This is a genomic window from Eubacterium segne, from assembly GCF_014287775.1.
In the GTDB taxonomy this organism is placed as follows: domain Bacteria; phylum Bacillota; class Clostridia; order Lachnospirales; family Lachnospiraceae; genus Eubacterium_G; species Eubacterium_G segne.
The window spans coordinates 203,931-230,579 of the sequence record NZ_JACOOZ010000004.1 but is presented as its reverse complement, the minus strand read 5'-3'; the positions used below and the strand labels follow the sequence as shown (position 1 = coordinate 230,579).

General features: G+C 35.1%; 27 protein-coding genes and 1 riboswitch. Of the genes, 22 read left to right on the top strand and 5 right to left on the bottom strand.

Annotated elements, in window-relative coordinates; all coding sequences use genetic code 11:
• Positions 1-135 precede the first annotated feature (135 nt).
• The 3 genes from H8S00_RS07445 to H8S00_RS07435 are packed head-to-tail and all read left to right on the top strand — an operon-like array spanning position 136 to position 2,401.
• Positions 136-1,014, top strand: a complete 879-nt coding sequence (locus tag H8S00_RS07445) for an ATP-grasp domain-containing protein (RefSeq protein WP_186840336.1) — start codon at positions 136-138, stop codon at positions 1,012-1,014.
• Positions 1,015-1,024: 10 nt separating this feature from the next.
• Positions 1,025-1,819, top strand: a complete 795-nt coding sequence (locus H8S00_RS07440) for an ATP-grasp domain-containing protein (protein ID WP_186840335.1) — start codon at positions 1,025-1,027, stop codon at positions 1,817-1,819.
• 21 nt (positions 1,820-1,840) lie between these two features.
• Entirely contained in the window at positions 1,841-2,401 is a 561-nt protein-coding gene (locus H8S00_RS07435) for a DUF5662 family protein (protein WP_118589824.1), read from the top strand.
• A 28-nt stretch (positions 2,402-2,429) separates the two neighbouring features.
• Here H8S00_RS07435 and H8S00_RS07430 read toward each other — a convergent pair whose 3' ends face one another.
• Entirely contained in the window at positions 2,430-2,891 is a 462-nt protein-coding gene (locus H8S00_RS07430; RefSeq protein WP_021953554.1) for a GtrA family protein, read from the bottom strand.
• Positions 2,892-3,199: 308 nt separating this feature from the next.
• On the opposite strand from H8S00_RS07430, the gene H8S00_RS07425 reads away from it, so the two are divergent.
• The 4 genes from H8S00_RS07425 to H8S00_RS07410 all read left to right on the top strand — a co-directional run bounded on the left by H8S00_RS07425 (position 3,200) and on the right by H8S00_RS07410 (position 5,559).
• Positions 3,200-3,841 carry a rhomboid family intramembrane serine protease gene (locus tag H8S00_RS07425; protein ID WP_118589826.1) on the top strand — a complete coding sequence of 214 codons (642 nt, stop codon included), beginning with the start codon at positions 3,200-3,202 and terminating at the stop codon, positions 3,839-3,841.
• Positions 3,834-4,250: an HIT family protein gene (locus H8S00_RS07420; protein ID WP_118589827.1), complete on the top strand. Its 417-nt coding sequence runs from the start codon at positions 3,834-3,836 to the stop codon at positions 4,248-4,250. The genes H8S00_RS07425 and H8S00_RS07420 overlap by 8 nt, the downstream gene beginning before the upstream one ends.
• Positions 4,251-4,283: 33 nt before the next feature.
• Positions 4,284-5,012: a DUF4367 domain-containing protein gene (locus H8S00_RS07415; protein ID WP_021953551.1), complete on the top strand. Its 729-nt coding sequence runs from the start codon at positions 4,284-4,286 to the stop codon at positions 5,010-5,012.
• A 94-nt stretch (positions 5,013-5,106) separates the two neighbouring features.
• Complete coding sequence (locus H8S00_RS07410; protein WP_021953550.1) at positions 5,107-5,559, top strand: hypothetical protein; 453 nt, start codon at positions 5,107-5,109, stop codon at positions 5,557-5,559.
• A 135-nt stretch (positions 5,560-5,694) separates the two neighbouring features.
• Here the strand turns inward: H8S00_RS07410 and murG are convergent, their stop codons facing one another.
• Both murG and H8S00_RS07400 read right to left on the bottom strand, forming a co-directional pair.
• Positions 5,695-6,759 carry an undecaprenyldiphospho-muramoylpentapeptide beta-N-acetylglucosaminyltransferase gene (gene murG / locus H8S00_RS07405; RefSeq protein WP_021953549.1) on the bottom strand — a complete coding sequence of 355 codons (1,065 nt, stop codon included), beginning with the start codon at positions 6,757-6,759 and terminating at the stop codon, positions 5,695-5,697.
• A gap of 20 nt (positions 6,760-6,779) precedes the next feature.
• Positions 6,780-8,132, bottom strand: a complete 1,353-nt coding sequence (locus tag H8S00_RS07400; RefSeq protein WP_118589829.1) for an LCP family glycopolymer transferase — start codon at positions 8,130-8,132, stop codon at positions 6,780-6,782.
• A gap of 298 nt (positions 8,133-8,430) precedes the next feature.
• Here H8S00_RS07400 and H8S00_RS07395 point away from each other — a divergent pair, with 298 nt between their 5' ends.
• The 10 genes from H8S00_RS07395 to pfkB all read left to right on the top strand — a co-directional run bounded on the left by H8S00_RS07395 (position 8,431) and on the right by pfkB (position 18,691).
• Positions 8,431-9,810 carry an exopolysaccharide biosynthesis polyprenyl glycosylphosphotransferase gene (locus H8S00_RS07395; RefSeq protein WP_118589830.1) on the top strand — a complete coding sequence of 460 codons (1,380 nt, stop codon included), beginning with the start codon at positions 8,431-8,433 and terminating at the stop codon, positions 9,808-9,810.
• Between the two features lie 128 nt (positions 9,811-9,938).
• On the top strand, positions 9,939-10,553 hold the full coding sequence (locus H8S00_RS07390) for a nucleoside recognition domain-containing protein (protein WP_021953546.1): 615 nt from the start codon (positions 9,939-9,941) through the stop codon (positions 10,551-10,553).
• Positions 10,554-10,590: 37 nt separating this feature from the next.
• Positions 10,591-10,800: riboswitch (cobalamin riboswitch) on the top strand.
• 27 nt (positions 10,801-10,827) lie between these two features.
• Positions 10,828-11,925: a DUF4430 domain-containing protein gene (locus tag H8S00_RS07385; RefSeq protein ID WP_118589831.1), complete on the top strand. Its 1,098-nt coding sequence runs from the start codon at positions 10,828-10,830 to the stop codon at positions 11,923-11,925.
• A 117-nt stretch (positions 11,926-12,042) separates the two neighbouring features.
• Positions 12,043-12,531 (top strand): DUF4430 domain-containing protein, encoded by a 489-nt coding sequence (locus H8S00_RS07380; RefSeq protein ID WP_118589832.1) that lies wholly within the window; start codon positions 12,043-12,045, stop codon positions 12,529-12,531.
• Complete coding sequence (locus H8S00_RS07375; protein ID WP_118589833.1) at positions 12,528-13,397, top strand: energy-coupling factor transporter transmembrane component T; 870 nt, start codon at positions 12,528-12,530, stop codon at positions 13,395-13,397. Before H8S00_RS07380 ends, H8S00_RS07375 begins: the two co-directional genes overlap by 4 nt.
• Complete coding sequence (locus tag H8S00_RS07370) at positions 13,370-15,010, top strand: ABC transporter ATP-binding protein (RefSeq protein WP_186840334.1); 1,641 nt, start codon at positions 13,370-13,372, stop codon at positions 15,008-15,010. The genes H8S00_RS07375 and H8S00_RS07370 overlap by 28 nt, the downstream gene beginning before the upstream one ends.
• Positions 14,989-15,663, top strand: a complete 675-nt coding sequence (locus H8S00_RS07365) for an ECF transporter S component (protein WP_243053107.1) — start codon at positions 14,989-14,991, stop codon at positions 15,661-15,663. The genes H8S00_RS07370 and H8S00_RS07365 overlap by 22 nt, the downstream gene beginning before the upstream one ends.
• Positions 15,664-15,775: 112 nt before the next feature.
• A complete protein-coding gene (locus H8S00_RS07360) occupies positions 15,776-17,119 on the top strand; it encodes a cation:proton antiporter (protein WP_186840333.1) in 1,344 nt (447 codons plus the stop codon).
• A gap of 93 nt (positions 17,120-17,212) precedes the next feature.
• Positions 17,213-17,737 carry a spore maturation protein gene (locus H8S00_RS07355; protein ID WP_021953539.1) on the top strand — a complete coding sequence of 175 codons (525 nt, stop codon included), beginning with the start codon at positions 17,213-17,215 and terminating at the stop codon, positions 17,735-17,737.
• Positions 17,738-17,782: 45 nt separating this feature from the next.
• Complete coding sequence (gene pfkB / locus H8S00_RS07350) at positions 17,783-18,691, top strand: 1-phosphofructokinase (RefSeq protein WP_021953538.1); 909 nt, start codon at positions 17,783-17,785, stop codon at positions 18,689-18,691.
• Between the two features lie 49 nt (positions 18,692-18,740).
• Here pfkB and H8S00_RS07345 read toward each other — a convergent pair whose 3' ends face one another.
• The gene (locus H8S00_RS07345) at positions 18,741-19,463 is read right to left on the bottom strand and encodes a helix-turn-helix domain-containing protein (protein WP_118589835.1); all 723 of its coding nucleotides are present in this window, start codon (positions 19,461-19,463) and stop codon (positions 18,741-18,743) included.
• A gap of 334 nt (positions 19,464-19,797) precedes the next feature.
• Between H8S00_RS07345 and H8S00_RS07340 the strand changes: the two genes are divergently transcribed.
• Both H8S00_RS07340 and H8S00_RS07335 read left to right on the top strand, forming a co-directional pair.
• Positions 19,798-20,124 (top strand): helix-turn-helix domain-containing protein, encoded by a 327-nt coding sequence (locus H8S00_RS07340; RefSeq protein WP_186840332.1) that lies wholly within the window; start codon positions 19,798-19,800, stop codon positions 20,122-20,124.
• A gap of 113 nt (positions 20,125-20,237) precedes the next feature.
• Positions 20,238-20,834, top strand: a complete 597-nt coding sequence (locus H8S00_RS07335) for a LytR/AlgR family response regulator transcription factor (protein ID WP_186840331.1) — start codon at positions 20,238-20,240, stop codon at positions 20,832-20,834.
• A 258-nt stretch (positions 20,835-21,092) separates the two neighbouring features.
• On the opposite strand, the gene H8S00_RS07330 is transcribed toward H8S00_RS07335, so the two are convergent.
• Positions 21,093-22,919, bottom strand: coding sequence for a DUF885 domain-containing protein (locus tag H8S00_RS07330; RefSeq protein WP_186840330.1), 1,827 nt, complete (start codon positions 22,917-22,919; stop codon positions 21,093-21,095).
• Between the two features lie 152 nt (positions 22,920-23,071).
• Here H8S00_RS07330 and manA point away from each other — a divergent pair, with 152 nt between their 5' ends.
• From manA to H8S00_RS07315, 3 genes are all read left to right on the top strand, one after another.
• Positions 23,072-24,019, top strand: a complete 948-nt coding sequence (gene manA, locus H8S00_RS07325; RefSeq protein WP_021953533.1) for a mannose-6-phosphate isomerase, class I — start codon at positions 23,072-23,074, stop codon at positions 24,017-24,019.
• A gap of 26 nt (positions 24,020-24,045) precedes the next feature.
• Positions 24,046-26,010, top strand: coding sequence for a BglG family transcription antiterminator (locus H8S00_RS07320; RefSeq protein WP_186840329.1), 1,965 nt, complete (start codon positions 24,046-24,048; stop codon positions 26,008-26,010).
• 194 nt (positions 26,011-26,204) lie between these two features.
• A complete protein-coding gene (locus H8S00_RS07315; RefSeq protein WP_021953531.1) occupies positions 26,205-26,648 on the top strand; it encodes a PTS sugar transporter subunit IIA in 444 nt (147 codons plus the stop codon).
• Position 26,649: the final 1 nt, after the last annotated feature.

Here is a 26,649-nt window from a genome sequence, read left to right as displayed (position 1 = left end):
TCTCTCCTAAGACTCATAAGTATACTAACATATTTTTCAGTCCGGAACGGTTAATGGCAAGGGGGCCTTAACCGTTCTTTGATGTTATGGGGAAATAATTACAAAACATTTAGTATAGAGAAAAGAGGAACATACATGAAAAAAGGGTGGCTTATAGTAAACGGTTATCTTAAGAGCAAAAAGTTTGATGAAATATATGCATGGCTTTTAAAGGCGGCAGAGGAAGCAGAATGTGAACTGAGAATATTGGAAAATGACAGGTTAGATTCCATACTTCCGGCAGATTCTTCAAAGGTAAACTGGCGGGAAAAACCTGATTTCGTTATTTTCTGGGATAAGGATGTGAAACTGGCAAGGCTTCTTGAGGCAGAAGGCTTTAGGGTTTTTAACAGTGCAGATGCCATAGAAACCTGTGATGATAAATCACTTACCTTTATAAAACTAAAAAACACAGATATAAAAATGCCGAAAACCTACTGTGCACCAATGACCTTTGAAAAAGAATATTCTGATTACACCTTTGTACTTCAGGTAGAAGGAAGCCTGGGATATCCTATGATTATCAAGGAAAATAAAGGCTCTTTCGGGGAGCAGGTGTATAAGGTGGAAGATTACTATGAGGCTGTGGAGCAAATAAAGAAAATCGGTGGCTGTGATTTTATTATGCAGGAATATATAGAAAGTTCTAAAGGTCAGGACGTAAGAATACATGTAGTGGGAAATGAGATTGTTACGGCAATGAAACGTGTTAATAAGAATGATTTTCGGGTTAATATAACTAACGGGGGTTCAATGGAAAAGTATCAGCCAACTAAAGAACAATGCGAAATGGCACTTAAAGTATGCGAAAAATTAGGATTGGATTTCGCGGGAGTTGACATAATGTTCGGAAAAAATGGAGAACCGGTTTTGTGCGAAGTAAATTCCAATGCCCATTTTAAAAACATTTATGACTGCACAGGTGTAAATGTGGCAGAAAAAATTATTGATTATATTTTAAAGAAAATTAATTAATGGAGTTGCAATGAAAGGGTACATTATTTACAATACAGAGGATTTGACTAAAAATAAAAGATTTATTAAATTTATCACAGAAACACTAAATGAATATAATATAGATGTGGAATTGGTTATTATTGACAGGGTGGAATTAGCAGAACTTGAAAATCCTGATTTTGTTATAAACCGTAGCAGGAATGCTGATGTTTCAAGATATTTTGAGGGAAAAAACATAAGAGTCTTTAATAGTGGAAAAATAACGGAAATAGCCAATGATAAAAGAAAAAGTTATGAATATTTAGAAGGAATTGTTCCCTTTATGCCTCTCATGAGTGAAGAGGAAGCAGAAAGTTCAGGAAAGCCTTATATTATAAAGAGCTGCAATGGTCACGGTGGAACCCAGGTTTTTATGGTTGAAAACTTCCGGCAGAAGAATGAAGCTATAAATGAAATGAAGGGAAATGATTTTATTTTCCAGAAATGTTGTTCAGATTTAGGAAGAGATGTACGGGTGTATGTTATTGGAAATGAAATTGTACAGGCAATGGAGCGGACTTCTGCTGAAAGTTTCAAAAGCAATTATAGCTTAGGGGGAAAGGCAGAACCCTATACATTAAAGGATTATGAAATCTCAATGGTTAAAAAAATACTTAATGTTTTGCCAATGGATTACGCCGGAATTGACTTTATTTTTCATAAAGGCAAGGCAGTTTTTAATGAAATAGAGGATGCCGTAGGAGCCAGAATGATTTATGAAAATACTGACATTCATATCGTAAAACTATTTGCAGAGTATATTGCAAGGAAAGTTAGAAAATAAATTTGAAATCAGGAGTGACAGATGAATTTTTGGAAAAGGCTGTTTGGGCATTTTAGAACAATAACGAAACATAGACATAAGGTTATAGCAAACTGTGCAAAAGCAGGAATTTTGTGGCAGGGACTTAGACATGATCTGTCAAAGTATACACCTACTGAGTTTGTGCCGGGAGTGAAATATTATACCGGAAAGCGAAGTCCTAACGAAGGCGAAAGGGAAGAATACGGATATTCCAAGGCGTGGATGCACCATAAAGGAAGAAATAGGCATCATTACGAATACTGGGTGGATTATAATTTGGAAACAAAGAGAAATGAACCGGTGGAAATGCCATATAATTATGTGGCAGAAATGTTTTGCGACAGATTAGCTGCAAGTAAAATCTATAACGGGAAAAATTACACGGATAAATCCCCACTGGATTATTTTAACTACAGAACACCTCATAGAAGCATCAATCCCAAAACAAAGGAGGAATTGTCAAAACTTCTTGTTATGAATTATGAAAAGGGAGAAAAAGAAACCTTTGAATATATAAGAAAAAGGGTTAAAGAGGAAAAACAACGAAAAAATAAAAGGTAGTCGGAAATTCTCCAACTACCTTTTATTTTTAATCTGCCTGATTTTCTTTATTCTTGAAAATCAACAGCTTACTAAATACATAATTTAAAATAACAACAATTACGCTTACTAAAACTTTACTGAACATTCCGTCAATTCCAAGGAATTTCTGGTTAAGTCCTAATTTAACCAACGCCGGTACTCCAAGCCATTCGATGCAACCGGTTATAAGACGGGCACCTACAAACATGGACATTTCTTTAAGTACAAACTTCAGTTTCCAGCTATAGCTTTCAAAAACCCAGATTTTATTGGTGAAATATGCAAAGATTACACCTGCAATCCAGGCTATAACGTTAGCAACGGCAACTTTTGTAACCTCACCGCTTATGGGAAGTGCCCTGACAGTAACGGCATATACAACCCAGTTCACCAGAGTTGTTAAAACTCCCATAATTAAATACATAATAATTTCCTTATATTGATAATAAAGATTTTTAATAGTCTTCATTGGTTCCCTCCTCAAATCAATGTAGTGCCCCCTCCTTAGGTCGGCGGCAAGTCGTCGGAAACATCTTAATAAATAAACTTCGTTTATTTGGTTTCCTCCTCAAATCAATGTAGTGCCCCCTCCTTAAGTCGTCGGCAAGTCGTCGGAAACATCTTAATAAATAAACTTCGTTTATTTGGTTTCCTCCTCAAATCAATGTAGTGCATTTTAAAGGCACATACCCCATAATAATACCATAAATTATTTTTGTAAAGTATAATAAAATATGCTATATTAAATGCAGAATAAAGTGGAAAAGGACGCACAGCATGGATAGATATTATTATAATAAAAACGGTAAATTAGTAAACAGAAGTCTGCCATATGTGACAATAGCGCTTATAGTGATAAACGTGGTAATATTTCTGGGGATGGAGCTGATTGGGGACACTGAGGATTCCATGTACCTTTATCAGCATGGTGCAATGTACTGGCCTAGTGTATATGAAGGGGAACAGTGGTACAGACTTATTACCCATATGTTTATTCATTCAGGTCCGGAGCATTTATTAAACAATATGTTTATGTTGGGGATTTTAGGCTACCAGATGGAAAAGGAATATGGAGCTGTTAAATACTTTATAACGTATATGGTTAGTGGAGTAGGTGGAGCAGTATTTTCATCACTTATTGAAATGAAGTTAAATGATGCCCCTGTAAGCATTGGTGCGTCAGGTGCCATATTTGGAATCTTCGGGGTACTGCTTGTGATAATTTTCAAAAACAGAAGATTAGACGGTAACGGAACTGCAATCAGATTAATTATATTGTTTGTCCTTATGGTATTTGGAAACATGGAAGAAGGCGTAGACTGGATGGCACATTTAGGGGGAGCCCTGATTGGTGTGCTATTGGCTTTTATTTTATACAGACCTAAAAAAAGAAAACAGGAGGAAATTTATTATGGATAATTGTATTTTTTGTAAAATAGCAGCAGGAGAAATCCCATCAACTACTTTGTATGAGGATGATGATGTAAGAGTTATTTTTGACATAGGGCCGGCAACTAAGGGACATGCCCTTGTTATACCAAAGGCACATGTGGCAAATGTTTTTGAGATACCTGATGATTTATTAGGAAAAGCATACTCAGTGGCAAAGAAAATTGCCCAGGCACTTAAGGAAACAACCGGATGTGAGGGAATTAACATTTTACAGAATAATGGGGAAATGGCAGGCCAGTCAGTTTTTCATTTCCACATTCATGTTATTCCCCGTTATGAAGGTGATACTGCCAATATTAAGTGGGAACAGGGAACAGCAGATAGTGACTATTTAAACGAGTTAGCAGGTAAGGTTAAAGAAATTTTAAGCAAATAGCTGATTTTATACATAGGTTACGAGGTACTGAAATTGAAAGATGAAAAAATTACGGAAGATACTTTAAGAAAAGCTTTGTCAGGATATATGAATATAAAGGGACAGGAGATTCTTGATAAAGAGCATTATGATGTTAATGATGGCTTTGCATATCCTGATGAGGAACAGGTTAAAGGCTTTAGAAAAATATGTAACAGAGAATTTAAAAAAATATGGCTTAGAAATGGCATAAAAGCCTTCCCATATAAGGTTGTTACAGCAGTTGCCGTTATTTTGATTCTCATTAATATTTCAATTGTTACAGTACCGGGACTTAGAGAGATAATATTGAATTTTAAAATGTCATCATCTGCAACTAATACCAAAATTGTTAGTGATGACAGTAAAGGTTCAATATACAATGAAGAAAATAGTGAATATTCCATAGGAACAGACAATACATATGAAATTTCATATATTCCGGAGGGATTCACTTTAACAAAATCACAGAGTACAACAAGAATTAAGGATTATGAGTACAGCTGTGGAGATAAGAGTTTTATATTCAGCCAAATGTCAGAAGATTCCACATTACAGGTAGATACAGAAGGCGCAAAGGTGGAATATGTAGACATCAATGGAAATAAAGCATTAGTATCAGAAGAAGATAATTATATAGTCATAACATGGAAAGAGGATGAATACTTCTTTGAACTTTCCGCAAATGAAATTGACAAAGATACTGTAATTAAAATAGCAAAAAGTACTAAAAAATGTAATTAAAAATTGTGCAAATATACAAAAGTAAAATTTTTTTGTTCCGATTTGCCTTTTCGTACGTTGTTAATTATAAGGATGTAGCGAAAGGAGGTAAGTTATGAGAATAAAGAAATTGTTATGTATGCTATTAACCTTGACATTGTTGTTTTCAGGCAATGTATATGCAGATGAAGGCATAGGGGAATCAGGTACAACTACTACAAATCCCGGTGATGTGGAATTACGGTATACCAATATTTCAAGCATAACGTCAGATTTAGCCATATTAAGCAGTGGCACGGCAATATGCACCGGAAGACATGTTATGAAGAAAAACCTTAAGTCTGAATTGGTATTAACACTTCAGCGCAGGTCAACATCTAAAGATGATAGTTTTTCAACTTACAAAGAGTGGACAAAGAGTTGTAGTGGAACAGGTAGCTTTTTATTAGAGAAGAAACCTACTGTTACAAAAGGTTATGACTACAGGTTAAGAGTGGTAGTAAAGGTATATTCCGGTTCAAAAGTTACGGAAGCTGCTGCATGCTACTCAAAAACGGTTACATACTAGGTTGGATATAAAAACAAAAGAAAATACAGACTATACTATTAGAAAGAGAAAATACAGGTATATACCTGAAATAAAAGCAAAAAGAAAACGTGGCTACTGTTTATGACAGGTCACGCTTTCTTTTTGTGTATAATTTTATTTATCAGTTATCTCATTAATTAAGCCTATAATTTTATCAACTCCGCCGGTTCCGGCTGATTTTTCCATGGATTCAATGTAATGTGATTTGTTATCAAAGACTTTATGTACCATGGCAATAAGATCATCTTTTGTTGCCACATCTTCATCTAAAACCTCACTAAATCCCTGCTTCGCATAGGAACGGGCATTTAAAATCTGGTCACCACGACTTACCCTTGCAGAAAGAGGAATAAGAATGTTAGGTTTTTTCAGTGCAGAAATCTCGCATATGGAATTAGCACCGGCTCTGGAAATAATTAAGTCAGCCATTGCAAAGAAATCCTTCATTTCATCACTAATATATTCAAACTGGGCATAACCTGAAGTTCCTACTAATGATTCATCTAATTTACCCTTGCCGCAAAGGTGGGCAATCTGGAAATCAGGTAAAAGTTCAGGAAGGGCTTCTCTTACAAGCCTGTTGACATTTTCAGCACCAAGGCTTCCGCCGGTAACCATAATTACAGGTTTGTTGGCAGTAAAGCCACATTTGTCAAGAGCTGCAATTTTGTCTCCCGTAAATAGTTCCGCACGAATAGGAGAACCGGTATGAACTGCCTTAGCTCCAAGATATTTAGCTGTTTCCGGAAAATTATGGCAAACCTTAGTTGCCTTTTTAATGGCAAGCTTGTTGGCAAGTCCCGGTGTCATATCTGATTCATGTATAATAACAGGTACTTTGTATCTGTTTGCAGCAAAAACCACAGGAACCGTTACAAAACCACCCTTTGAAAAAACAATATCGGGTTTGAATTTCCTAATAATCTTTTTAGCTTCAAAGTATCCCTTAATAACTCTGAAAGGGTCTGTAAAGTTCTTAAAACTGAAATATCTTCTAAGTTTACCTGAAGATATTCCGTAATAATCAAGACCTGCATCTTCCACTAATTTCTGTTCCATGCCACCTTTAGAACCAATGTATTTAATCTCAAAACCGGATTCCTTAAGCTTAGGAAGTAATGCGATATTTGGTGTGACATGGCCGGCTGTACCGCCACCTGTTAATATAATTTTTTTCATTGTCTTACTCCATTAAACATCTATTTATTATATTTTTTTATCTGTTTTTTTATGGCAGAAGCATCGTCACCGTTTAATACCATATTAATAAGGTTTGTGGCGTTGCTTACTGATTGTTCATCCTGTAATACAACGGATTTTGAAGAACCTGTGTATGTTAATGTCTGCCAGGAAGTCTGACCTGTTACGCTGTAGGACATAATATTCCAACCATTGTAATCCTTCTTTGTAGAAAGAGAAAGCTGCATATTAGCAAGGGATGAAATATCAAGGTCTGTTGAAAAACTTCCCTTAATGGCATCAAGAATCTTGTTATAATTAATAAGCATTGTGCCGCTTAATAATTTTTTCTCAAGAGCTTTTAAAACTGCTACCTGGTTTCTGTTACGCTGCATATCACCGTTGGCAAAGGAGTGACGCTCACGGGCATAAGTTAAGGCTGTGGCACCATCCATTTCCATGTTTCCTTTTTTGTAAGTATAAATCTTACTTCCTTCATGCTTTGCGTCATATGATGCATAAGCTTCAGTTGAAAAAGGAATTTCAACATTTACCGTAACTCCCCCCAAAGCATCAATTAAGTCAGCGAAACCTGTAAAGTTTACTTTTGCGTAATGATAATCAGATTTTTTAATATCATATTTGTATAAATACTTTAAGGTATCCATCAAAGCGTCCTGTCCCGGATGCCACTGTACTTCATATGCCCACTGCCAGTCGCTGGATGTCAGGTCCTTGCCGTCCTTGTGGGCAATTCCGTTTCCATAGAGGGTAACGTGGGTCAGCTTATCATAGGACTCAGGAGCGACACTTTTTGCCTGAACAGGAACATAGTAATCTCTAGGTGTTGAAATCATTAAAACTGAATAAGTCTTAGGATTAACAACAGCCAAAATATTAGTATCAGTTCTTGTATTTTCTTTTGAATTCAATTCACCAAAAGTATCTGCTGCAGAAATTACAACAATAAAAGGATCCTTTGACACCTTTGAACCGGACATCTGAGGAATCGGCGCTACTAAATAAATAAGCAGTGACAATATAATAATAACAATTACCGAGATGACCTTTCCAAAAACAGGAGCTTTGCCTGATTTCTGCAAAAGGAAAAATACAAGACCAAGAAAAACAATAAGAACCCCTATAACTCCCGCAAGTACCGGAGCTGTTAAAAAGGCAAGCTTCTTATACACAATAAGTCCTGTAAATACAATAGATAAAATAAGTTGTATCATAACTAAAATAACGCCCAGGGCTTTTCCACCACCGGATTTACGTTTTTTAGAAGATGACTTGGATAAATTCCTTGTTTCGGAGCGGTAACCGTAATCACCGGTTTTGGCTTCAGAAACTCTGTTTTGCTTTTTGCTCATAAAAACCTCCAATTTTAAAGCTACAGATTGGTTACAAATCTGTTTTATCGTAAGATATATCAAATTGTTGCAAAAGTAATTAAAACACAAATTAATGAACAAACTATGTACATAATAAGTGTGTGCTCATTATACTACATAATTAAAAAAAAACAAAGATACAACATAATGGCTAAGGCATAGGACATAGCATTAATTGACAAATAATGTATGCTTTGGTAGAATAATGTTATCTTTGGAGCTGGAGTTGTATTGGAAATATGGTACAAGCCAGCTTATTAGTTTAATAGGAGAAGAAATGAGAAATTCAAGAGCATTTAGAAGAATTATCTATTTGTTGCTTCTTGCAACGGTAATTGCATCCCAAACAGCTATATTTTGGTACTTTTGGGACCATTATTATAGCAGTGGAATGATGCAGGAATTCTTCCGTAAAGGACACATGGTACTTCTTTTTGTGTATGCGTTAATGTTTACTATATTCAGTAACGTATACGGGGCGTTCAAATTAGGAAGTCTCCAGTATTCAAATCTGGTGTTCTCCCAGCTGCTTGCATTGCTGTTTACAAACTTCATTATTTACTTACAGATTTCATTACTTTCAATGAAAATGGTAAATCCTGCACCAATTATAGGAATGTGTTTTGACAATGTTTTATGTTGTCTTGTATGGTGTGGATTGGCAATGGGAATTTACAAATGGATGTATCCGCCTAAGGACATATTACTTATATATAGTGACAGGGATCCTGATAATCTGGTGAATAAAATAGAAACGCGAAAAGATAAATATATCATAAAAGACTCTATCCATTGTGATGAGGATTCGGAAAAATTGCAGAAGGCAATAAAAAGCCATCAGGCAGTTTTGTTGTGTGACATTCCAAGTGCTAAGAGAAATAAAATAGTCAAGGATTGTTATTTATATGATAAGAGAGCATATATTACTCCTAAACTGTCAGATATTATCATTACGGGAGCAGGTCAGAATACATTATTTGACTCACCGCTTTTGGTTACTAAAGTTAAGGGACTTAAGTGGGAGCAGGATTTTGTAAAGAGAATTGTGGATATAATTATCGCACTTATTCTTTGTCCACCAACCATATTGGTTACAATACTTGTTGCCATAGGCAATCTGATTTGGGACAGAGGCCCGATTTTCTATACACAGCCAAGACTTACAAAGGATGGTAAGGTGTTTAAAATATTAAAGTTCAGAAGCATGAAGGTTGATTCTGAAAAGGATGGCGCCAGACTTGCAGCAAAGAACGACAACCGCATAACAAAGGTAGGAAAGGTTCTTCGTGCTACACATTTAGATGAATTACCTCAGGTGTTTAACATTCTGGTAGGTCAGATGTCAGTTGTGGGCCCAAGACCGGAGAGACCGGAGATTGCTGCTGAATACGAAGAAGAAATTCCTGAATTTAGATTCAGATTAAAGGTAAAGGCCGGTCTTACCGGATATGCACAGGTTTATGGTAAGTATAATACTACACCATATGACAAGCTAAAGCTTGACATGTATTATATTCAGCATTACAAAATGTGGATGGATATACAGCTGATTTTAATGACTTTCAAGATTATGTTCATGAAGGACAATACAGAAGGTGTTGATGAAAATCAGAAAACAGCCAGCATTCATGAAAAAGAAAAAAATCATAAAGATTAAAATATACAAGAGCTATTCCCTTAGAAATTAATGGGATGGCTCTTGTTTTTGTATACTATAAAGCCTGTAACATAAATCACCAATATTCCATCATATTATTAATTAACAACCATTTAAGAGGTAAATTTATGCTTAATTATATATGGGCATTTATGATTATTATTGGTGTGGTATATGGACTTTTGACAGGAAACATAGAACAGGTGGGAAACGGTGCCATTGAGTCAGCGGAGGAATCGGTTAAACTGTGTATTACAATGCTGGGGATAATGAGCATGTGGATGGGATTTATGGAAGTGGCACAAAAAAGCGGACTTATAGCAAAGGCTGAAAAAATGTTAGAGCCGGCAATAAAGTGGATGTTTCCGGAACTTCCCGTTAATCACAAAGCACGGACCCACATTACAACCAATATAATAGCAAATATTCTTGGACTGGGGTGGGCAGCAACCCCGGCAGGTCTTAAGGCAATGGAGGAACTTGCAGCAGACCCGGTACCTCAAAAGGGGCGGATAATTCCCGGTCACATTTCCACAAATGAAATGTGTACATTTCTGGTACTTAACATATCATCACTTCAATTAATTCCCGTAAATATGATTGCATACAGAAGCCAATACGGCTCTGCTAATCCTGCATCAATTGTAGCACCGGCAATACTCGCCACAACCATAAGCACAGTGGTGGGAATTATTTTTTGTAAAATAATGTGTAAATGTACCTTAAAGGGAAAAGTAAATTGACAGGAAATAGGGGGTGTTATAGAATAGGAACGTAAAAAATACATGGAATAACTGTGGTCTGAAGAAAATCCAATATAGATTATGTAAGGGAAAATTTTCAGTTTAAGGGAAGTCCGGTGAAAATCCGGCACAGTCTTTCTCTACTGTAATAGGGACGAAAAAAGCATTATGCCACGGATAAAACCGGAAGGCGCTTTTAGTAGGTTGAACTAAAGTCAGGATACGTCAACACAGTTGTCCGGATTTCGCAGGCAAGGCGAAGAAGGAGGAACAAATGAATAAGATAACAAGGAAATTTTTGGCCATTTTACTTTCATGTATGTTGGTAGTGGCAGGAGTGGCAACGCCGGCTAAAACAACAGATAATGCTGTTATTGCTGCTGAGAATGTTGCAAAAACAGGAACTGTAACAATGACTGTTGAGCGAATTACCATAGGTCAGGGATATCTTGTAAGACCGGTTCAGGTAGAAATCCAGAATGGAGATACAGTAGATACTGTATTTAAGAGAGTTATGGATGCAAAGGGATTTAAGTACGATGACAATGGATACCTTGCAAGCATTGAAAATGCAGATACAGGCAAGATAAACATTCCGGCAGAAATATCTGCAATGCCTGACACAACAGTTTGGGGCAATCCAAATCCTGTTAAAGCACCAACTAACACAGCAAATGATGGAAACTCATACGCAAACAAAGGCCTTGGAAGTTCTTCATATCATACAATGGCAGGCTGGATGTTTACCATAAATAATGTATTTTCTAATGAAGGAGCAGCTTCAACACCTGTTAAAGACGGTGACGTTATCAGATGGCAGTTCTCAGTATATGGTTACGGTGCAGATATTGGAAGCGACACAGAAAGCTATACAGGAATTAAGAAAGTAACCTTTGCTAACAAGGATGAACTTATAAAGGAAGCAGCAACTCTTGTAAATAACAAGACAATGATGAAGGATGCTAATGTAAAGGTAGAATATAACAATGCAATTAAAGTTCTTGAAAAGTACAATCCTTCAGAGACAGAGGTTAAGAATGAATTAATAAAGCTTAAGAATGTTCAGAAGGATTTTGTAAAGAAAACAACTGTTACAAAGGCTTCTGTTAAGGGAATTAAGAATGTTAAGGGACTTAAGGCAAAAGTAGCTGTTAAGAAAATCAAAGGTGTTACAGGATACCAGTACAAATATTCTAACAATAAGAAATTCAAAAAGGCGGTAGTTAAGTCTACAAAGAAGAACACCTTAACAACTAAGAAATTTAAAAAGAATCAGAAATGTTATGTAACAGTTCGTGCTTACAAGAAGGTTAATGGTATTAAATACTATGGAAGATGGAGCAAGGTTAAAGCTGTTAAAATCAAAAAATAAATTATAAAAACATATTAGAATCAGACTTAAATATCGGAAGGAAGTTTAATAAAGTTCCTTCCGATAAACTTTATTATGAAACTAAATTCATAAAATTATGTAAACCAAGGTGAAAAGATGAAATATTATTTAAAAAAGGCAATATTGTTTGTTTTAATTGCTGTATTAAGTTTAATTATTATAGGGTGTGGAAAAAAAGAAACCCCGGATAACAGTGGAAAGAAATGCACAATAATGGTGGAATGTTCCAAAATTTTTGATAATCAGGACAAGCTTGATAAGGCAGTTAAGGATTATATTCCAAAAGATGGAATTATTTTAAAGAAAAAAGAAGTTAGTTTTAATGAAGGGGAAAATGTTTATGACGTTTTAAAAAGAGAACTTAAAAATGAAAATATATTAATGGAAGCATCTTTTACCACAGGAACTGCATATATAGAGGGAATTAATAATATTTACGAATTTTCCTGTGGGGAGCTGTCAGGATGGATGTATTGCGTAAATGGAGAATACCCAAATGTGGGGTGTAGCGATTACAAAATAAAGGATGGAGACAACATTGAGTGGCATTACACCTGTGATTTAGGAGAGGATTTAAAAAATTGACAGATGAATTTTCAAGATTTCACCCGGTGGTGAACATAATCTTTTATATGGTGGTTTTAATAATCACAATGTTTCAAATGCAGCAGGTAATGGTGATTATTTCCACAGTGTGTGCCATAATTTACCACATATATTTAAAAAAACAAAAAAGTGTAAAGTTTTGTATTATGGCATTTTTTATTTTTACGGCCTCGGCAGTAATAAATCCGCTTTTTTCCCATAAAGGGGCAACATTGTTGTTTTATATGTTTACGGGAAATCCCGTAACCCTGGAATCTATAGTATACGGAGTTTTCGCAGCTTTGGTAATAGTAGCCATGATTTTCTGGCTTTCCACCTTTAATGAAATAATGACTGAGGATAAAATTCTGGCATTAATAGGAGCGATAATGCCATCGGTGGCGTTGCTTTTAACTATGATTTTCAGGTTTGTGTCAAAATTTACAAAGAAAATTAAGGAAATTTCCATGACCCACAGGGCTCTTAAAGGGGAACCGGAAGGGTTCTTTAATAAAATAAAGTCAAGCCTTCATATTTTTTCCATTACCATAACATGGGCGTTGGAAAATTCCGTGGATACGGCAGATTCGATGACGGCAAGAGGATATGGATGTGCTAAAAGAACTAATTACAATAATTATAGAATAGAAAAAAGAGATATTTTATTAAGCCTGTGGATGATAATATTATTTGGGGTGGTTATAAGTCGGTGGGTAGCAGGAGATTTGTACACCTATTATTATCCTTTTGTTAGGACAAAAGGGCAAATTATGGTTTACGTGGCATATATACTTTTGTGTGTTACCCCTATGGCGGTAAATATTTTGGAGGGCATAAGATGGCGCAGATTGAAATCAAAAATTTAACATTTTTCTACCCGGATATGGAAAAGGGAGAATATTTGGAAAATCCTGCTTTATGTAATATTAATCTGGAGATACATAGAGGGGAGTTTATGGTTATATGCGGTCAGACAGGGTGTGGAAAAAGTACACTTTTGAGAACCATAAAGCCTACTATATGTCCTAATGGAAAAATAACGGGAAATGTTTTGTATAATGGCATCAATATAAAGGATTTAAAGGAGAGGCAGCAGGCAGAAAAAATAGGATTTGTTATGCAAAATCCTGATAATCAGATTGTGACAGATAAGGTGTGGCACGAGCTGGCTTTCGGTTTGGAAAATCTTGGCCTTAAATCTGAAGAAATAAGACAGAAAACCGCAGAAATAGCAGAATACTTTGAATTGACGGATTTGTATTATTTAAAGCCTGATAAATTATCAGGAGGACAGAAGCAACTGCTTAATTTAGCAGCAGTAATGACCATGAATCCGGAAATTTTATTGTTAGATGAGCCAACTTCCCAGTTAGACCCCATTGCAACGGAAAAGTTTGTAAGTATGTTAAAAAAAATCAATGAAGATTTAGGTGTAACCATTATTATGTCGGAACATCGGTTAAGTTATGTTTTGGATATGGCGGATAAACTGGTGGTTATGAATAATGGAAAAATCATGGAATGGGGAAATCCTTTAGAAATTGCAGATAAAATCAAAAATCAGAAGATTTCTAAGCTTATGCCTTATGCTACGAGAGTTTATTATGAATGTGGCAAAAAAGGTACTCCCCCTGTTTCCATAAAAGATGGAAGAAAATGGCTTGAAAGGGAATTACAGGATAAAGAACCCCCCACTGACCGGTCAGACAGGAAGGGGGATTCGTCAAAGGGAAAATTCATTCAGGAAAATCATAAACAAGCAGATATTAATAAAAAAGAGATGGCAATTACCTGTAAAAATCTGTGGTTTAGGTACGAAAAATATGAAAGAGATATAATAAAGGGCCTGTATTTTTCCGTAAAAAGAGGTGAAATATTTGCTATTCTAGGAGGAAACGGAACGGGGAAAAGTACAACAATGTGGCTTTTATCCGGGGTGAAAAAGCCTTATCGCGGAAAAATTGCCAAAAAGGGAAAGGTGGCATTGCTTCCTCAAAGCGTGCAAAACCTCTTTAGCAGGGACAAGGTTTCTAAGGAACTTGAAGGTTGTGAGAACAGTCTAATAGAAGAAATGGAAATTCAGGATATATTAAACAGGCATCCCTATGATATAAGTGAAGGGCAGCAGCAAAAGGTGGCGCTGGCAAAGATTTTAATGGGAAATCCTGATATACTTTTGTTAGACGAGCCTACCAAGGCAATAGATGAAGTTTATAAAGAAGAACTGGGAAACTTGTTAAGAAAATTAAGTGCTGACGGCAAAACAATTATTATTGTAAGTCATGACTTGGATTTTTGTGGTGAGTACGCAGACAGATGCGGAATGTTTGCCGATGGAAAATTAATAGCAGTAAATAATAGCAGAGATTTTTTTACATCAAACAATTTCTACACTACTACAGTGGCAAAAATGTCAAGAAGCACCATTAAAGGTGCAGTGAAAATGGAGGATATTGTATGTTATCTGAAAAATGTATAATGCATACTGCCTCAATAGATATATATGGATTAATGATGAGAGGGTATTATTTCACGTCAATGTGCATTATTGTCATATCCATATTTATATTCCTGTGGTCATTTGAAAAAAGAAAACCAAAAACCAGAGAAATAGTGACACTGGCAGTTATGACGGCATTAGCTGTGGTGGGAAGGCTGGCGTTTTTTATGACACCTCAGGTAAAGCCCTGTGCAGCCATTATTATAATAACGGGGGTCATGTTAGGAAGGCAGTCAGGATTCTTATGTGGAGCCCTTACGGCTTTTGTATCAGGATTTTTCTTTGGGCAGGGCCCGTGGACACCGTGGCAGATGATAGCCTTTGGCATAATCGGCTTTTTATCAGGAGTTTTATTTTCAAAAAAGAACATAAAGTATGCTTACAATAAGTGGATAATTTCCATATACGGTTTTCTGGCAACCTTTGTTATATACGGATTTATACTGGATACAGCCACGGTTTTTATGTATACTGATACCCCTAAAACAGAAACTTTTGTGGCAACATATTTAAGCGGAATTGGGTTTAATTTAATTCATGCAGCTTCCACTTTTGTGGTATTATTTTTAATTTCAAATGCCACCATAAAGAAGCTGGAGCGGTTGAAAATTAAGTATAAAATGTTTAGTTAAGGTCTGGTAAAAAAAAGACGAAAAAAGTTGAATAAACAATAATAAGGTGTTATTATGATACGGTGTGAAATTTGATAAAAGAATATGTTAGCAATTGAAAAGAGGAAAAATCATGGAAGAATACGGTTATTTGTGGCAGCTTGCATTAATACTTGCAAGTACAAAGATTTTGGGACTTGTAACTAAGCGTTTTAATATGCCACAGGTTGTAGGCGCACTTTTAGCAGGACTGATTTTAGGACCGGCAGTTTTAGGTAACTTATTGTCAGGAGTAGTTGTAGGAGGACATCATTTAGAGGCATTAACACTTCACCAGACAGCGTTTATTGACCATCTTGCGGAAATAGGTGTTATTGTTCTTATGTTCTGTGCAGGTCTTGAAACAGATATTAACGAACTGAAAAAATGCGGACTGGCATCCTTTATAATTGCACTTTGTGGTGTAATAGTACCCCTTATTGGTGGCGGAGCATTTACGTTCTGGTTCTTAAAAGAAGGCTGGATTGAACCGGCGCAGGGAAGTACAGTGTTTGTACAGGCGGTGTTTGTAGGTGTTATTTTAACGGCAACATCTGTTAGCATTACCGTTGAAACCCTTCAGGAAATGGGAAAATTAAAGACAGCTTCAGGAAATGCAATTTTAGGAGCTGCAATTATCGATGATATATTGGGAATTATAGCCCTTACAGTGGTTATAAGTCTTGGAACAGGTGGTTCTGGTGCATCAGGTAATTCAGAATCACTGGGAATAGTGCTTTTGAAGATTTTATTATTCTTCGTATTTGTAGGTGTATTTGGATTTATTATTTACAAATTATACAAGAAATGGTACGAGCACGCTGGAAAAGGAATGCACAGACACGCAATTATAGCATTTGTTATATGTCTGATTATGGCGTTTTGTGCAGAATATTTCTTTGGCGTTGCAGATATTACAGGAGCATTCTTTGCCGGTGTAATTATCTCCATGACACAGAAAGATCAGTTTATTGCATCAAAATTTGATGTTGTGGCATATATGTTTTTAAGCCCTGTATTTTTTGCAAGTATAGGTCTTAAGGTAGATGGAAACGCAGTTATGCATATGGGACCGGTTATTGCACTGTATGCTGTAGGTCTTGCAATTATTGCCATCCTTACAAAGATTATAGGATGCGGGCTTGGAGCTAAGGCGTGCGGATACAAGGATTACCAGTGTTTGAGAATCGGTGTGGGAATGATTTCAAGAGGTGAAGTTGCCCTTATAGTTGCAAACAAAGGTATTGAGGCAGGACTAATGAGTTCAAGCGTTGTAGCACCGGTTATTATAGTGGTAATTGTAACTACAATTATTACACCGATTATATTAAAACCTGTATTTATGAAAAAGGGACCAAATGCAGATGTGGTTGCTACAAGTAAGTTAGTAGAAAATGTTGAAGAGAGAACTGAAATGGTTATCGGAGTAAAGAAATAAAGAATTTAACGTAAGAACCTATGGCACAAAGTCATAGGTTCTTATTTTTTGCCATAAAATATATGTGAATAGAATTGTTTTCGGGTTATTTGTATGTCAGTAATAGTGTCAATATCATCCTTTATTATTCCGGGAATTATGTTATTTATAGTTTTATATGGCATAATAAAAAAGCAAAATGTATATGATGATTTTGTAACCGGCGCCACGGGAGGACTTAAAACAGTTATAAAAGTAATGCCCACCCTTATTGGTTTAATGGTGGCAGTGGCCGTTTTAAGAGAATCAGGATTTATGGAAGTGTTGGGAAAATTGCTTGGAAAGGTTACCAATCCCATAGGTTTTCCGGGAGAACTAATGCCGGTTACAATTGTCAAAATATTTTCATCATCAGCAGCTACGGGAATGGTTCTTGATATATTTAAGGAATATGGTCCGGATTCATACATGGGAAAGGTAACATCGTTAATGATGAGCTGTACGGAAACTGTGTTTTACACAATGTCCGTGTATTATATAACTGCAAAAGTAACGCGAACAAGATGGACTTTAGCTGGTGCAATTTTGACAACAATTTCAGGGACAATTGCCAGTGTAATGCTTGCAAATGTAATTTAAATAATATATATTTTGAATTAAGAAGTGAAAATGCGGAGGTACGAAATGATATATACAGTTACATTTAATCCATCTATTGATTATATTGTTTCAGTGGATGACTTAAAGTTAGGAAGTGTAAACAGAACATCTGAGGAGCTTATGTTTCCGGGAGGTAAGGGAATAAATGTTTCCATGGTTCTTAGTAATCTTGGAATAGAAAATACAGCCCTTGGTTTTTTGGCAGGTTTTACCGGTGACAATGTTCAGAAAATGTTGGAAGAAAACGGAGTAAATGCTGATTTTATCAGGGTTAAAGATGGAATAACAAGAATTAATGTTAAAATTCGTGCTCAGGAAGAAAGCGAAATAAACGGTATGGGACCGGCAATAAAGGACGAAGACATTAAGGAATTGTACAAGAAGTTAGACAAAATAAAGGACGGAGATATTTTGGTTCTTGCAGGAAGTATTCCATCAGTAATGCCTGAAACAATGTATAGTGACATAATGGAACACTTAAAAGATAAGGATGTAAAGATAGTTGTGGATGCCACAAAGGATTTGCTTTTAAATGTTCTTAAATATAAACCATTTTTTGTTAAGCCTAACAATCATGAATTGGGAGAAATATATGGCGTAGAGCTTAAAACAAGAGAGGATGTTGTTCCTTATGCAAAGAAGATGCAGCAGGAAGGTGCCAGAAATGTTTTAGTTTCCATGGCAGGAGAAGGAGCTGTTTTAGTGGCGGAAAACGGTGAAGTATATAAGAGCAAATGCCCTGAAGGCAAGGTGAAAAATTCCGTTGGTGCCGGAGATTCCATGGTAGCGGGATTTATTGCAGGATACCTAAAATCAGGGGATTACAAAGAGGCACTTAGAAACGGCTTACTTACAGGAAGTGCCAGTGCTTTCAGCGATAATCTTGCCACAAAAGAAGAAGTTGAAAATTTAGGAAAAACATTTGAAATGTAATTTATAAGTGTTTTTATTATAAGCAGAGTGGGTTTAAGCCTGCTCTGTTTTATTTTTTAATAATACCAATGATTCTTCCTAAGAAAAGACATTCGTCAATATGTTTAAGAATGAGGGGCTTGTCAAAACCACGTAATGCCTCAAGGCAAAAATACCTGTCAGGGACATATCTTCTAATATAAATCTTATCTTTATACATAAATATTCCACAGTCTCCGTAAAAAGGATATCTGTCTTTACATATCAGAATAAGTTCATCTTTGTAAAATAAACGGTCAGGGGATGAGTCATAAATGGTTATCCCTAAAATATCTAAATCACCATACTTTTTTCTGTATTTAGCAAAATTGTAAATATCAGAGCTTAAGTTTGTGCATGAAAAACCACGGGAATAGAAGCCATGTGCATTAACAATAGCAATATAATCAGTGTCAAATTTTTGATTATGTTCTAAAAGATGATCTTCAAGATCACATAATTCGGATAAAAAACTGAAGCATCTGTTTGACAAAGAGGGACTGTTATTTTGCACAGAAGCAGTATCTGAAATAAGCTCGTCAACACTACATTGAAAAGCTTCAGAAATCTTTATCAAATTATATATAGATGGATTATTTATTTTTCCACCTGTTAATTTCTTAATGGTTTCATAGGGAAGACCTGCTTCTTCCGATAATTGCCTGAGAGACCAGTTATAAAAGTACAGTTTTCTATAGATATTGTTTATAATTACGGTTTTGTAATAATAAAGGAATTCATCTTTGTTATTCATGAAAATAGTTCTCCTTTTAGCATATAAGATGTGTGTGAAATATGATAAAAGAAAATAGTACTTATAATTATAACATATTTAGTGCAACAATAACGGTATATGTGTAAAAAAGAAAATTATTTTTTAAAAAAGTTATAAGAATATAATAATAAAAGGAAAAAGTAACAATTTAAAGTAATAATGAAACTTTATTGAATAATAATATAGGTAATCCCAAATACATTAGAAGGCCGGTTCTGCAAAATTATGTCCCTTTGGTACAGTAATAGTGACTGGTGTTAATAAATAAAAAAGAATAGCATTTTTACTAACTTATACATTATGAGAGTGAAATATGAAAAGATATACAAGAGATGAAATGTTGAAATATTCTAAACGTGTAATAAAACTCAGAAGAAAGATAGGTTTATCTCAGGAAAGGGTTGCTGAGGATATTAGAATGTCATACTCAACATACAGAAAAATAGAAAACGGAGAGAGAAATTTATCTACGGGATGTTTGTTTAAGTTAAACCAGGCATATAATATTTCGGCGGACGAAATTCTATTTGATAAAAAGGGGAAAAAAGATATAAGAAAGTATTCTGAGCATGATAAAATGTTATTGCTTTTAAAATTAGATAATATTTATGGAAAAACAAAGGATAAGAATGAAGAATGAAAAAAATTCTATTATTAAATGATAATAAAAAGGGAGTATTGAATTTACCGGAATTTAAAAATCACAAAATAAAAATTTATAGGTCAGATAACTTTCAGGAGGCATGTGGAATAATGTTACATGATTATATTGACCTTTTTATTATAGATACCGTGGCAACTGACAGTGACGGAGACAGTGTAGGGGGCATACGTTTTGCAGAGGCAATACGTAGGGTGCAACAATATTGTTTTACACCTATTATTTTTTTGTCATATTTAGAAGATCCCAAGTTATTTATGTACGAGCAGTTACACTGCTATGCATTTATGGAAAAGCCTTACGATAGAAGTGAACTTATAAAAGTTGTAGAAACTGCATTAGAATTTCCCAAACCTCAAATTAAAAAAAGGAATCTTTATATTAAAGATGAGGGCATAATATATTCTGTGAAAATACAGGATATATTGTACATAAAAAGTGAAAGAAGACGACTTTACATATACACGAAAAAGGAAGCTTTTACCGTAAAAAACAGAACTCTTGAAAATATCATTGAAGAAATAAGTTCAGGGGATTTTGTAAGGTGCAGCAGATTTTACGTGGTAAATAAAAGACACATTAAAAGTATAGATTATGTAAACCGAATTATAACAATTACAGGAACTAAAGAGGAAATAGATATCGGGCCATCAATGATAAAAAGTATGAAAAGTAAGTTTAGCAGTTAAAAATCGCCGTTCAATACAGAAAAAGTACATTTCAGTACAAGAATGTAAATTATTAAGTAGTATTGTTATAATGATATTGTGATGTGAGTGCACAAAATAGATTGTGCCATCCAATGATGTAATGGGGTTATTTCGTTGCTACGCGAGTTTGTCAATCACATCATAATATACAGTTGAAAAGGGCTGTAGATAAAATATTAATACCTAAAACAAAACCGGATATACAGGCAGAATATCCGGCTTTGTTGAATTTAGAAATTATTTGGCATATTCGTACATAATCCACTTATTTACCACATCAAAAGGCGCAGGTCCCACAGCCAAAAAAGCCTTGTGAAAATCTTTTAAGTTAAAGGAATCTCCCAGCTTCTTTTTAAGAGAATCCTTAAGCCGGGTTATTTCCATAAAGCCTACATAATATTGAAGATAATTGGCAGGCTCTTCTATAACAGACTGAAAAATGGATTCACAAACCTTTTTGTCAGTGATATTATAATCTGCCAGATACTTAGTAGTGTCTTTAAAAGTCCATCCGTCATAGTTAATTCCAATATCGCAAATAGAATAAAGAGCCAGAGAATATGCAGAACTACAGGCAAAGGCTTTGGCAAGATTTTGGTCTTTATAACGATACTGATAAGACATAAATTCCACATAAGTTGCCCACCCTTCAGTATAGCCACCGTAGTTAATAATGTGCCTTACAGGGTGGGGATTAGTAGATGAAAAGAACCATGACTGGTACATATGCCCCGGTATTCCTTCATGGGCAATTGTGGCATAAAAATCCTGATTTTTCATACTTTCGCTACCGTTTATATAAATAATGTTATGTTGTGGATTATCTATAGGAGGAGTTAAATAAAAAGCAGGACTTAAAAAATCCTCAAGACTTTTATCCACATATTTTAAGGTGTATGAAATTTCGGAAAGCCGGCTGTCTCCCACTGTTGTAGGAAAATTATTGGAAATTTTCTTTGACAGTGAAGATATAATGTCATTGGGCTTTAAGTCGGATTCTGTTTTACCATAAAACTTTTTCTCCAGTTCAGGGTCTTTTGTGAGAATAGAATAAATTGCCTGCACATACCCTGTGAGATTAAGCTGAATTTCAGCTTTTAAATCACTGACAGATTTAGAACTTCCCGTATAATTTCTTACAAGATATTCATAGTAATCCCTGCCGCTTTTCAGGTAGAAAAGACCGTTTTTGTTTTTACAGGCTCCCTTTTTTTGCAATGACCACAAGGTATTGGCGATATTCTCGTAGGCAGGGTAAATGCTTTCCTCAATTACATTAATATCCCTTGTTATATAATTATTTTTTTCCTGGTCAGTTAAAAATGTAACACCGGATAATCTGTTTAAAAATGATGTATGCAAAAGATTTTCACAGGTATTTTTGTTGCCGATAAATTCCTTACACTGGGCAATTATTTTGTCGCAGGCAAATTTACTTATAAAAGAATTATTTTCAGCCTTTAATTTTTGAAATTCACATATTTGTCCATAATAATCCTTTATGAGAGACAAAATAGAAAGATAATTTTCAATATCCTTTTGGGAGGAAAAGGAATATTCACATAAAAGAACAGGAAGCTGAGCCTGAAGCCCCGTAGTAGGACTTAATACCTGAGAACAAAGGCATAAGTCGGAAAAATCCAGCTGATCTTTAAAATACTCCATTAAAACATCATAGGTTATCTGCTGCTCCGTGGAAAGGTCTTTATAATTAAAGTTTTTTAAAAGATTAATTTCGTTTATAAAGTGGTTTTGGGATGAAGTCATAGACTCATATGTATAGTTTCCCAAAGTGGGGGTAATGTTATCCAGTCCGTATTTTGAAGTATCAGATAAATAAAAATGCAAACTGAGAGTGTCGGAAGAGAGCTGGTCTGTTAAAAGTTTGTCTGCGTAGATATTAAAGTTTTGCTGTGTATTGTTTTCAAAGGAATTTTCTTTTTTTTCAGACAAAAGAGGGAAAACAGTAATGGCACATAAAAAGATAATAAAAATGCCAATAATAATCGATGAAAAGAGATTTCTTTTGAAAAAATCAGAAAAAGTAGTTAATTTTAACGTCATTTTTGTAGTGACTCCAAAGTCCTTTTATAATAAAATATAAAAAAATATTAAAATGTATGATATTTTTGTAAAATATGTTACAATCAAAGTTATATTGGAAAGAGGATTGTTGAAATTAGCTACTGAGAAAAAACGAAAAAGAGGTATTTAACATGGAAAGACAAAGTTACTCAAATGAAGTTATTCTTTTGCAGCCGGTATTTAAGGACGCAATCTGGGGTGGAGATTTATTGAAAAATTTTGGATATGAGCAGGCTGGAGACAATGCAGGTGAATGTTGGGGAATAAGTGCACACAAAAGTGGTGACTGCACAATTTTAAACGGAGAATTTGCCGGAGAAAAATTGTCATGGTGCTATGAAAATCACAGAGAGTTATTTGGAAATATTGAAAACGACGTGTTCCCACTTCTTGTAAAAATAATAGGGGCGCAGCAGGATTTAAGCATCCAGGTACACCCTAATGATGCCTATGCGGCAGAACATGAAAATGGTTCATTAGGGAAAACGGAATGCTGGTACATTCTTGACTGCAAGGAAGATGCCAGTATTGTCATAGGTCATAATGCAAAGGATAAAAAAGAACTTGCAGATATGATAAATCAGGGACGATGGAATGAATTAATAAGAGTTGTTCCAATTAAAAAAGGTGATTTTTTCCAGATAAACCCCGGATGTCTTCATGCAATTAAAGGCGGAACATTGCTCATAGAAACACAGCAAAGCAGTGACATAACATATAGAGTTTATGATTATGACAGACTGCAGAACGGAAAACCAAGACAGTTGCATTTAAAACAAAGTATAGACTGTATTGAAGCTCCTCACGTTGATTACAACCAGGAGAGAATTGTTAATAACTATCCGGGAATGAGCAGTGAAAGGTTAGTAAAATGTCCTTTCTACACATTAGAGAGATGGGAAATAGACGGAAAATACAGTTTTGAAAATGATAAACCATTTATTAATGCAAGTGTTATAGATGGAAGCGGAATGATAAACGGACAGAAGATAGGAAAGGGTGAACATTTTATTATTCCTGCTACATTAAAACAATGTAACATTGAGGGAAAATTAACAGTAATGATATCATACTGCTAAAAGATATTAAGAAAGTTGAAAGAGATATGTTATCAGAAAGAAGTCTTCAGATATTAGAAAAATTAATTGACAATAACCGTACACCTATTACGTCAAAGACTCTGGCACTGTATCTTGGCGTATCAGAAAGAAGTGTAAAAACCTATATTAAGGAGGTCTCGGATTTTTGTAAGGAGCAGGGAATGACCTTGGAAAGAAAGCCGGGAATAGGTTTTGTGGCAGACTTTTCTGAAAACCAGATTGAGCAGGTTAGTGCCATGAAACGTGACAAAAAAATGGTAATGTCCAAAAAACAGAGAATGGGTTATATAATGTACATTCTTTTAAGCGGATGGGACACTTATACCCTGTCATTGTTTTCAGAGGAATTAAATGTTAGTAAGAAAATGATTGGCGATGACATTAACACCATATCAAAGGAACTTGAAAAATATAATATTCATATTAACAGGGTTGCAGGGCATGGTGTGTTTATTTCCGGTGAGGAATTTTCCATTAGAAAGGCAATGAAAAGTTATTGCAGATATGCCATTGGAAATAATAAAGTAGACAATGTACACGATTACAGGGTTAATTATGAAGAAGAGTATTTGTGGATAAATAACTTTGGAAGGGATAATTATGAGAAGGCCATTGAAGTAATAGGGGCAATAGAGAAGGAATTTGATGTTGCCTATACAGACTATTCCTTTAGAATGTTGGCAGAATATCTTAGCATCCAGTTATTTAGAATCAGAATGGGAAATGTTATAGAGAAGGATATTGTCAAAGAAGAAGGAAAATTAAGCAATCCTGAAATTGTTGGAAAAGTGTGTCAGATGTATGAGCAGCTGGGAAAAGTGCAGATTAATGAATATGAGAAGCAGTATATAGACATACTATTTGCAGCGGCAGCAGTGCAGCTTAAGAAAAATCGTACACAACTGGTAAATAATAGCAGATTTGACAGCAAAAATCAGGAAATATGCGCTGAAATTTTAAAATATCTTTCTGAAATTTTAAATGCGGATTTAGAGGGAAATGAACTTTTAAGAACCAGCTTAGAAGCGTTTATTCCACCGTCATTTATTAGAACACAGTATGGTTTTGAGGTTAGCAATCCTTTCTTAGGAGATATAAGGGAAATGTATTCGGGAATTTTTGCCACATGCTTTACATTGGGAAAATTCTACGAAGAATATACAGGAGAGATACCTACAGACCATGAAATCTCTTTTATCGCACTGTTTTTAGGAGGTGCACTTCACAGAAATGTGAAAAACGTCAAAGCGGTGTTAATTGGTACCAGCGGAATTGCCGCAGCTAATATTGTGGCAAGAAAAATAGAAAACAAAATTGATGATGTAAAGATAGTTGCCATATTATCCTCCCAAAAAATAGAGAATATAGAGGACTATGATTCTGATATTATCCTGTCGTTACTGCCAAACTTTGAATATGAGGACAAGGTAGTACATATATCGCCTATTGTCAGCAGGGATGATGAACAGAAAATTAAGGATGCATGCTTTGAGGCATTGTCAAATCCACGGTTTGGAAGCGAAAAGTTTGATGAAATAGTTGATAAGGACCATATACTGATTGTCAGGGAAAAAGTGGAGCGTGAGGCCATTCTTAAAGAGGTTTGCAAGCGTCTTTGCGAAGGTGGATATGTAAAAAAAGAATTTTACGATGATGTAATAACAAGAGAAAAAATAGAATCAACAGCTATTGGAAATGAAGTTGCCATTCCTCATGGAATGCCGGAAAATGTTATAAAACCAAAAGTTTTTGTGGTTAAACTTGAGTATCCGGTAAACTGGGGAGGAAAAATGGTTAGCACAATATTCCTTTTAGCCCTTAACTTTAACAACATTGAAACTACTAAGTCATTTTTCATGGCATTTACCAGATTGGTAGGTTCAGAAACCAGAATAGGAAAAATACGTAAATGTCAGACTCCGGAGGAGATAGGGGACATATTCAAAAGAGAATTGCATTATAAACAATAAAAATTAATAAAAAATAATGAAAAGCTTTTGATTTTTCAAAACGTTTCAATGCAAGAAAAATACTAAGCTTGAGAATAATTGCACTAACTTTAGTGCAATTTTCTTTTTTTGCGAGAATTGAAAAAAAGTAATAAAGCCCTTAGAATGAAATTACACAATGGTGGTAATAATTTTAAGAAAAGGAGGACAAAGGTTTGGCTAAAGAACTAATGAGCAAAGAGATTGTTATGTTTGACGTTAAGGCAGAGAATGCAGAAGGGATTATCAGATTAATAGCTGATGCGATGGACAAGGACGACAGACTTATTGACAAAGAAGGTTATGTAGCAGATGTTATGGCAAGAGAGGCAAGTTCAAGTACGGCAGTTGGTTTCTCAGTTGCTACACCACATTCAAAGTCAGTACATGTTAAGGAACCATCACTTGCTTTTGTACGTCTTGCGCATCCTGTTAAATGGGATGATACGGAAAGCGTTGACATGATATTCCAAATCGGTGTTCCTTCACCGGGACAGGGTGACAGACACTTAGAAATTCTTGCAGGATTGTTCAGAAAGGTTATGCATGAAGACTTTAGAGAACAATTAAAGAATGCAAAAAATGCCGATGAAGTTATTGAACTTATTGGCACAGTTTAAA

Coding starts and splice junctions, on each gene's coding strand:
- H8S00_RS07445 (WP_186840336.1), top strand. CDS start 136: ATGAAAAAAGGGTGGCTTATAGTAAACGGTTATCTTAAGAGCAAAAAG.
- H8S00_RS07440 (WP_186840335.1), top strand. CDS start 1,025: ATGAAAGGGTACATTATTTACAATACAGAGGATTTGACTAAAAATAAA.
- H8S00_RS07435 (WP_118589824.1), top strand. CDS start 1,841: ATGAATTTTTGGAAAAGGCTGTTTGGGCATTTTAGAACAATAACGAAA.
- H8S00_RS07430 (WP_021953554.1), bottom strand. CDS start 2,891: ATGAAGACTATTAAAAATCTTTATTATCAATATAAGGAAATTATTATG.
- H8S00_RS07425 (WP_118589826.1), top strand. CDS start 3,200: ATGGATAGATATTATTATAATAAAAACGGTAAATTAGTAAACAGAAGT.
- H8S00_RS07420 (WP_118589827.1), top strand. CDS start 3,834: ATGGATAATTGTATTTTTTGTAAAATAGCAGCAGGAGAAATCCCATCA.
- H8S00_RS07410 (WP_021953550.1), top strand. CDS start 5,107: ATGAGAATAAAGAAATTGTTATGTATGCTATTAACCTTGACATTGTTG.
- murG (WP_021953549.1), bottom strand. CDS start 6,759: ATGAAAAAAATTATATTAACAGGTGGCGGTACAGCCGGCCATGTCACA.
- H8S00_RS07400 (WP_118589829.1), bottom strand. CDS start 8,132: ATGAGCAAAAAGCAAAACAGAGTTTCTGAAGCCAAAACCGGTGATTAC.
- H8S00_RS07395 (WP_118589830.1), top strand. CDS start 8,431: ATGAGAAATTCAAGAGCATTTAGAAGAATTATCTATTTGTTGCTTCTT.
- H8S00_RS07390 (WP_021953546.1), top strand. CDS start 9,939: ATGCTTAATTATATATGGGCATTTATGATTATTATTGGTGTGGTATAT.
- H8S00_RS07385 (WP_118589831.1), top strand. CDS start 10,828: ATGAATAAGATAACAAGGAAATTTTTGGCCATTTTACTTTCATGTATG.
- H8S00_RS07380 (WP_118589832.1), top strand. CDS start 12,043: ATGAAATATTATTTAAAAAAGGCAATATTGTTTGTTTTAATTGCTGTA.
- H8S00_RS07370 (WP_186840334.1), top strand. CDS start 13,370: ATGGCGCAGATTGAAATCAAAAATTTAACATTTTTCTACCCGGATATG.
- H8S00_RS07365 (WP_243053107.1), top strand. CDS start 14,989: ATGTTATCTGAAAAATGTATAATGCATACTGCCTCAATAGATATATAT.
- H8S00_RS07360 (WP_186840333.1), top strand. CDS start 15,776: ATGGAAGAATACGGTTATTTGTGGCAGCTTGCATTAATACTTGCAAGT.
- H8S00_RS07355 (WP_021953539.1), top strand. CDS start 17,213: ATGTCAGTAATAGTGTCAATATCATCCTTTATTATTCCGGGAATTATG.
- pfkB (WP_021953538.1), top strand. CDS start 17,783: ATGATATATACAGTTACATTTAATCCATCTATTGATTATATTGTTTCA.
- H8S00_RS07345 (WP_118589835.1), bottom strand. CDS start 19,463: ATGAATAACAAAGATGAATTCCTTTATTATTACAAAACCGTAATTATA.
- H8S00_RS07340 (WP_186840332.1), top strand. CDS start 19,798: ATGAAAAGATATACAAGAGATGAAATGTTGAAATATTCTAAACGTGTA.
- H8S00_RS07335 (WP_186840331.1), top strand. CDS start 20,238: ATGTTACATGATTATATTGACCTTTTTATTATAGATACCGTGGCAACT.
- H8S00_RS07330 (WP_186840330.1), bottom strand. CDS start 22,919: ATGACGTTAAAATTAACTACTTTTTCTGATTTTTTCAAAAGAAATCTC.
- manA (WP_021953533.1), top strand. CDS start 23,072: ATGGAAAGACAAAGTTACTCAAATGAAGTTATTCTTTTGCAGCCGGTA.
- H8S00_RS07320 (WP_186840329.1), top strand. CDS start 24,046: ATGTTATCAGAAAGAAGTCTTCAGATATTAGAAAAATTAATTGACAAT.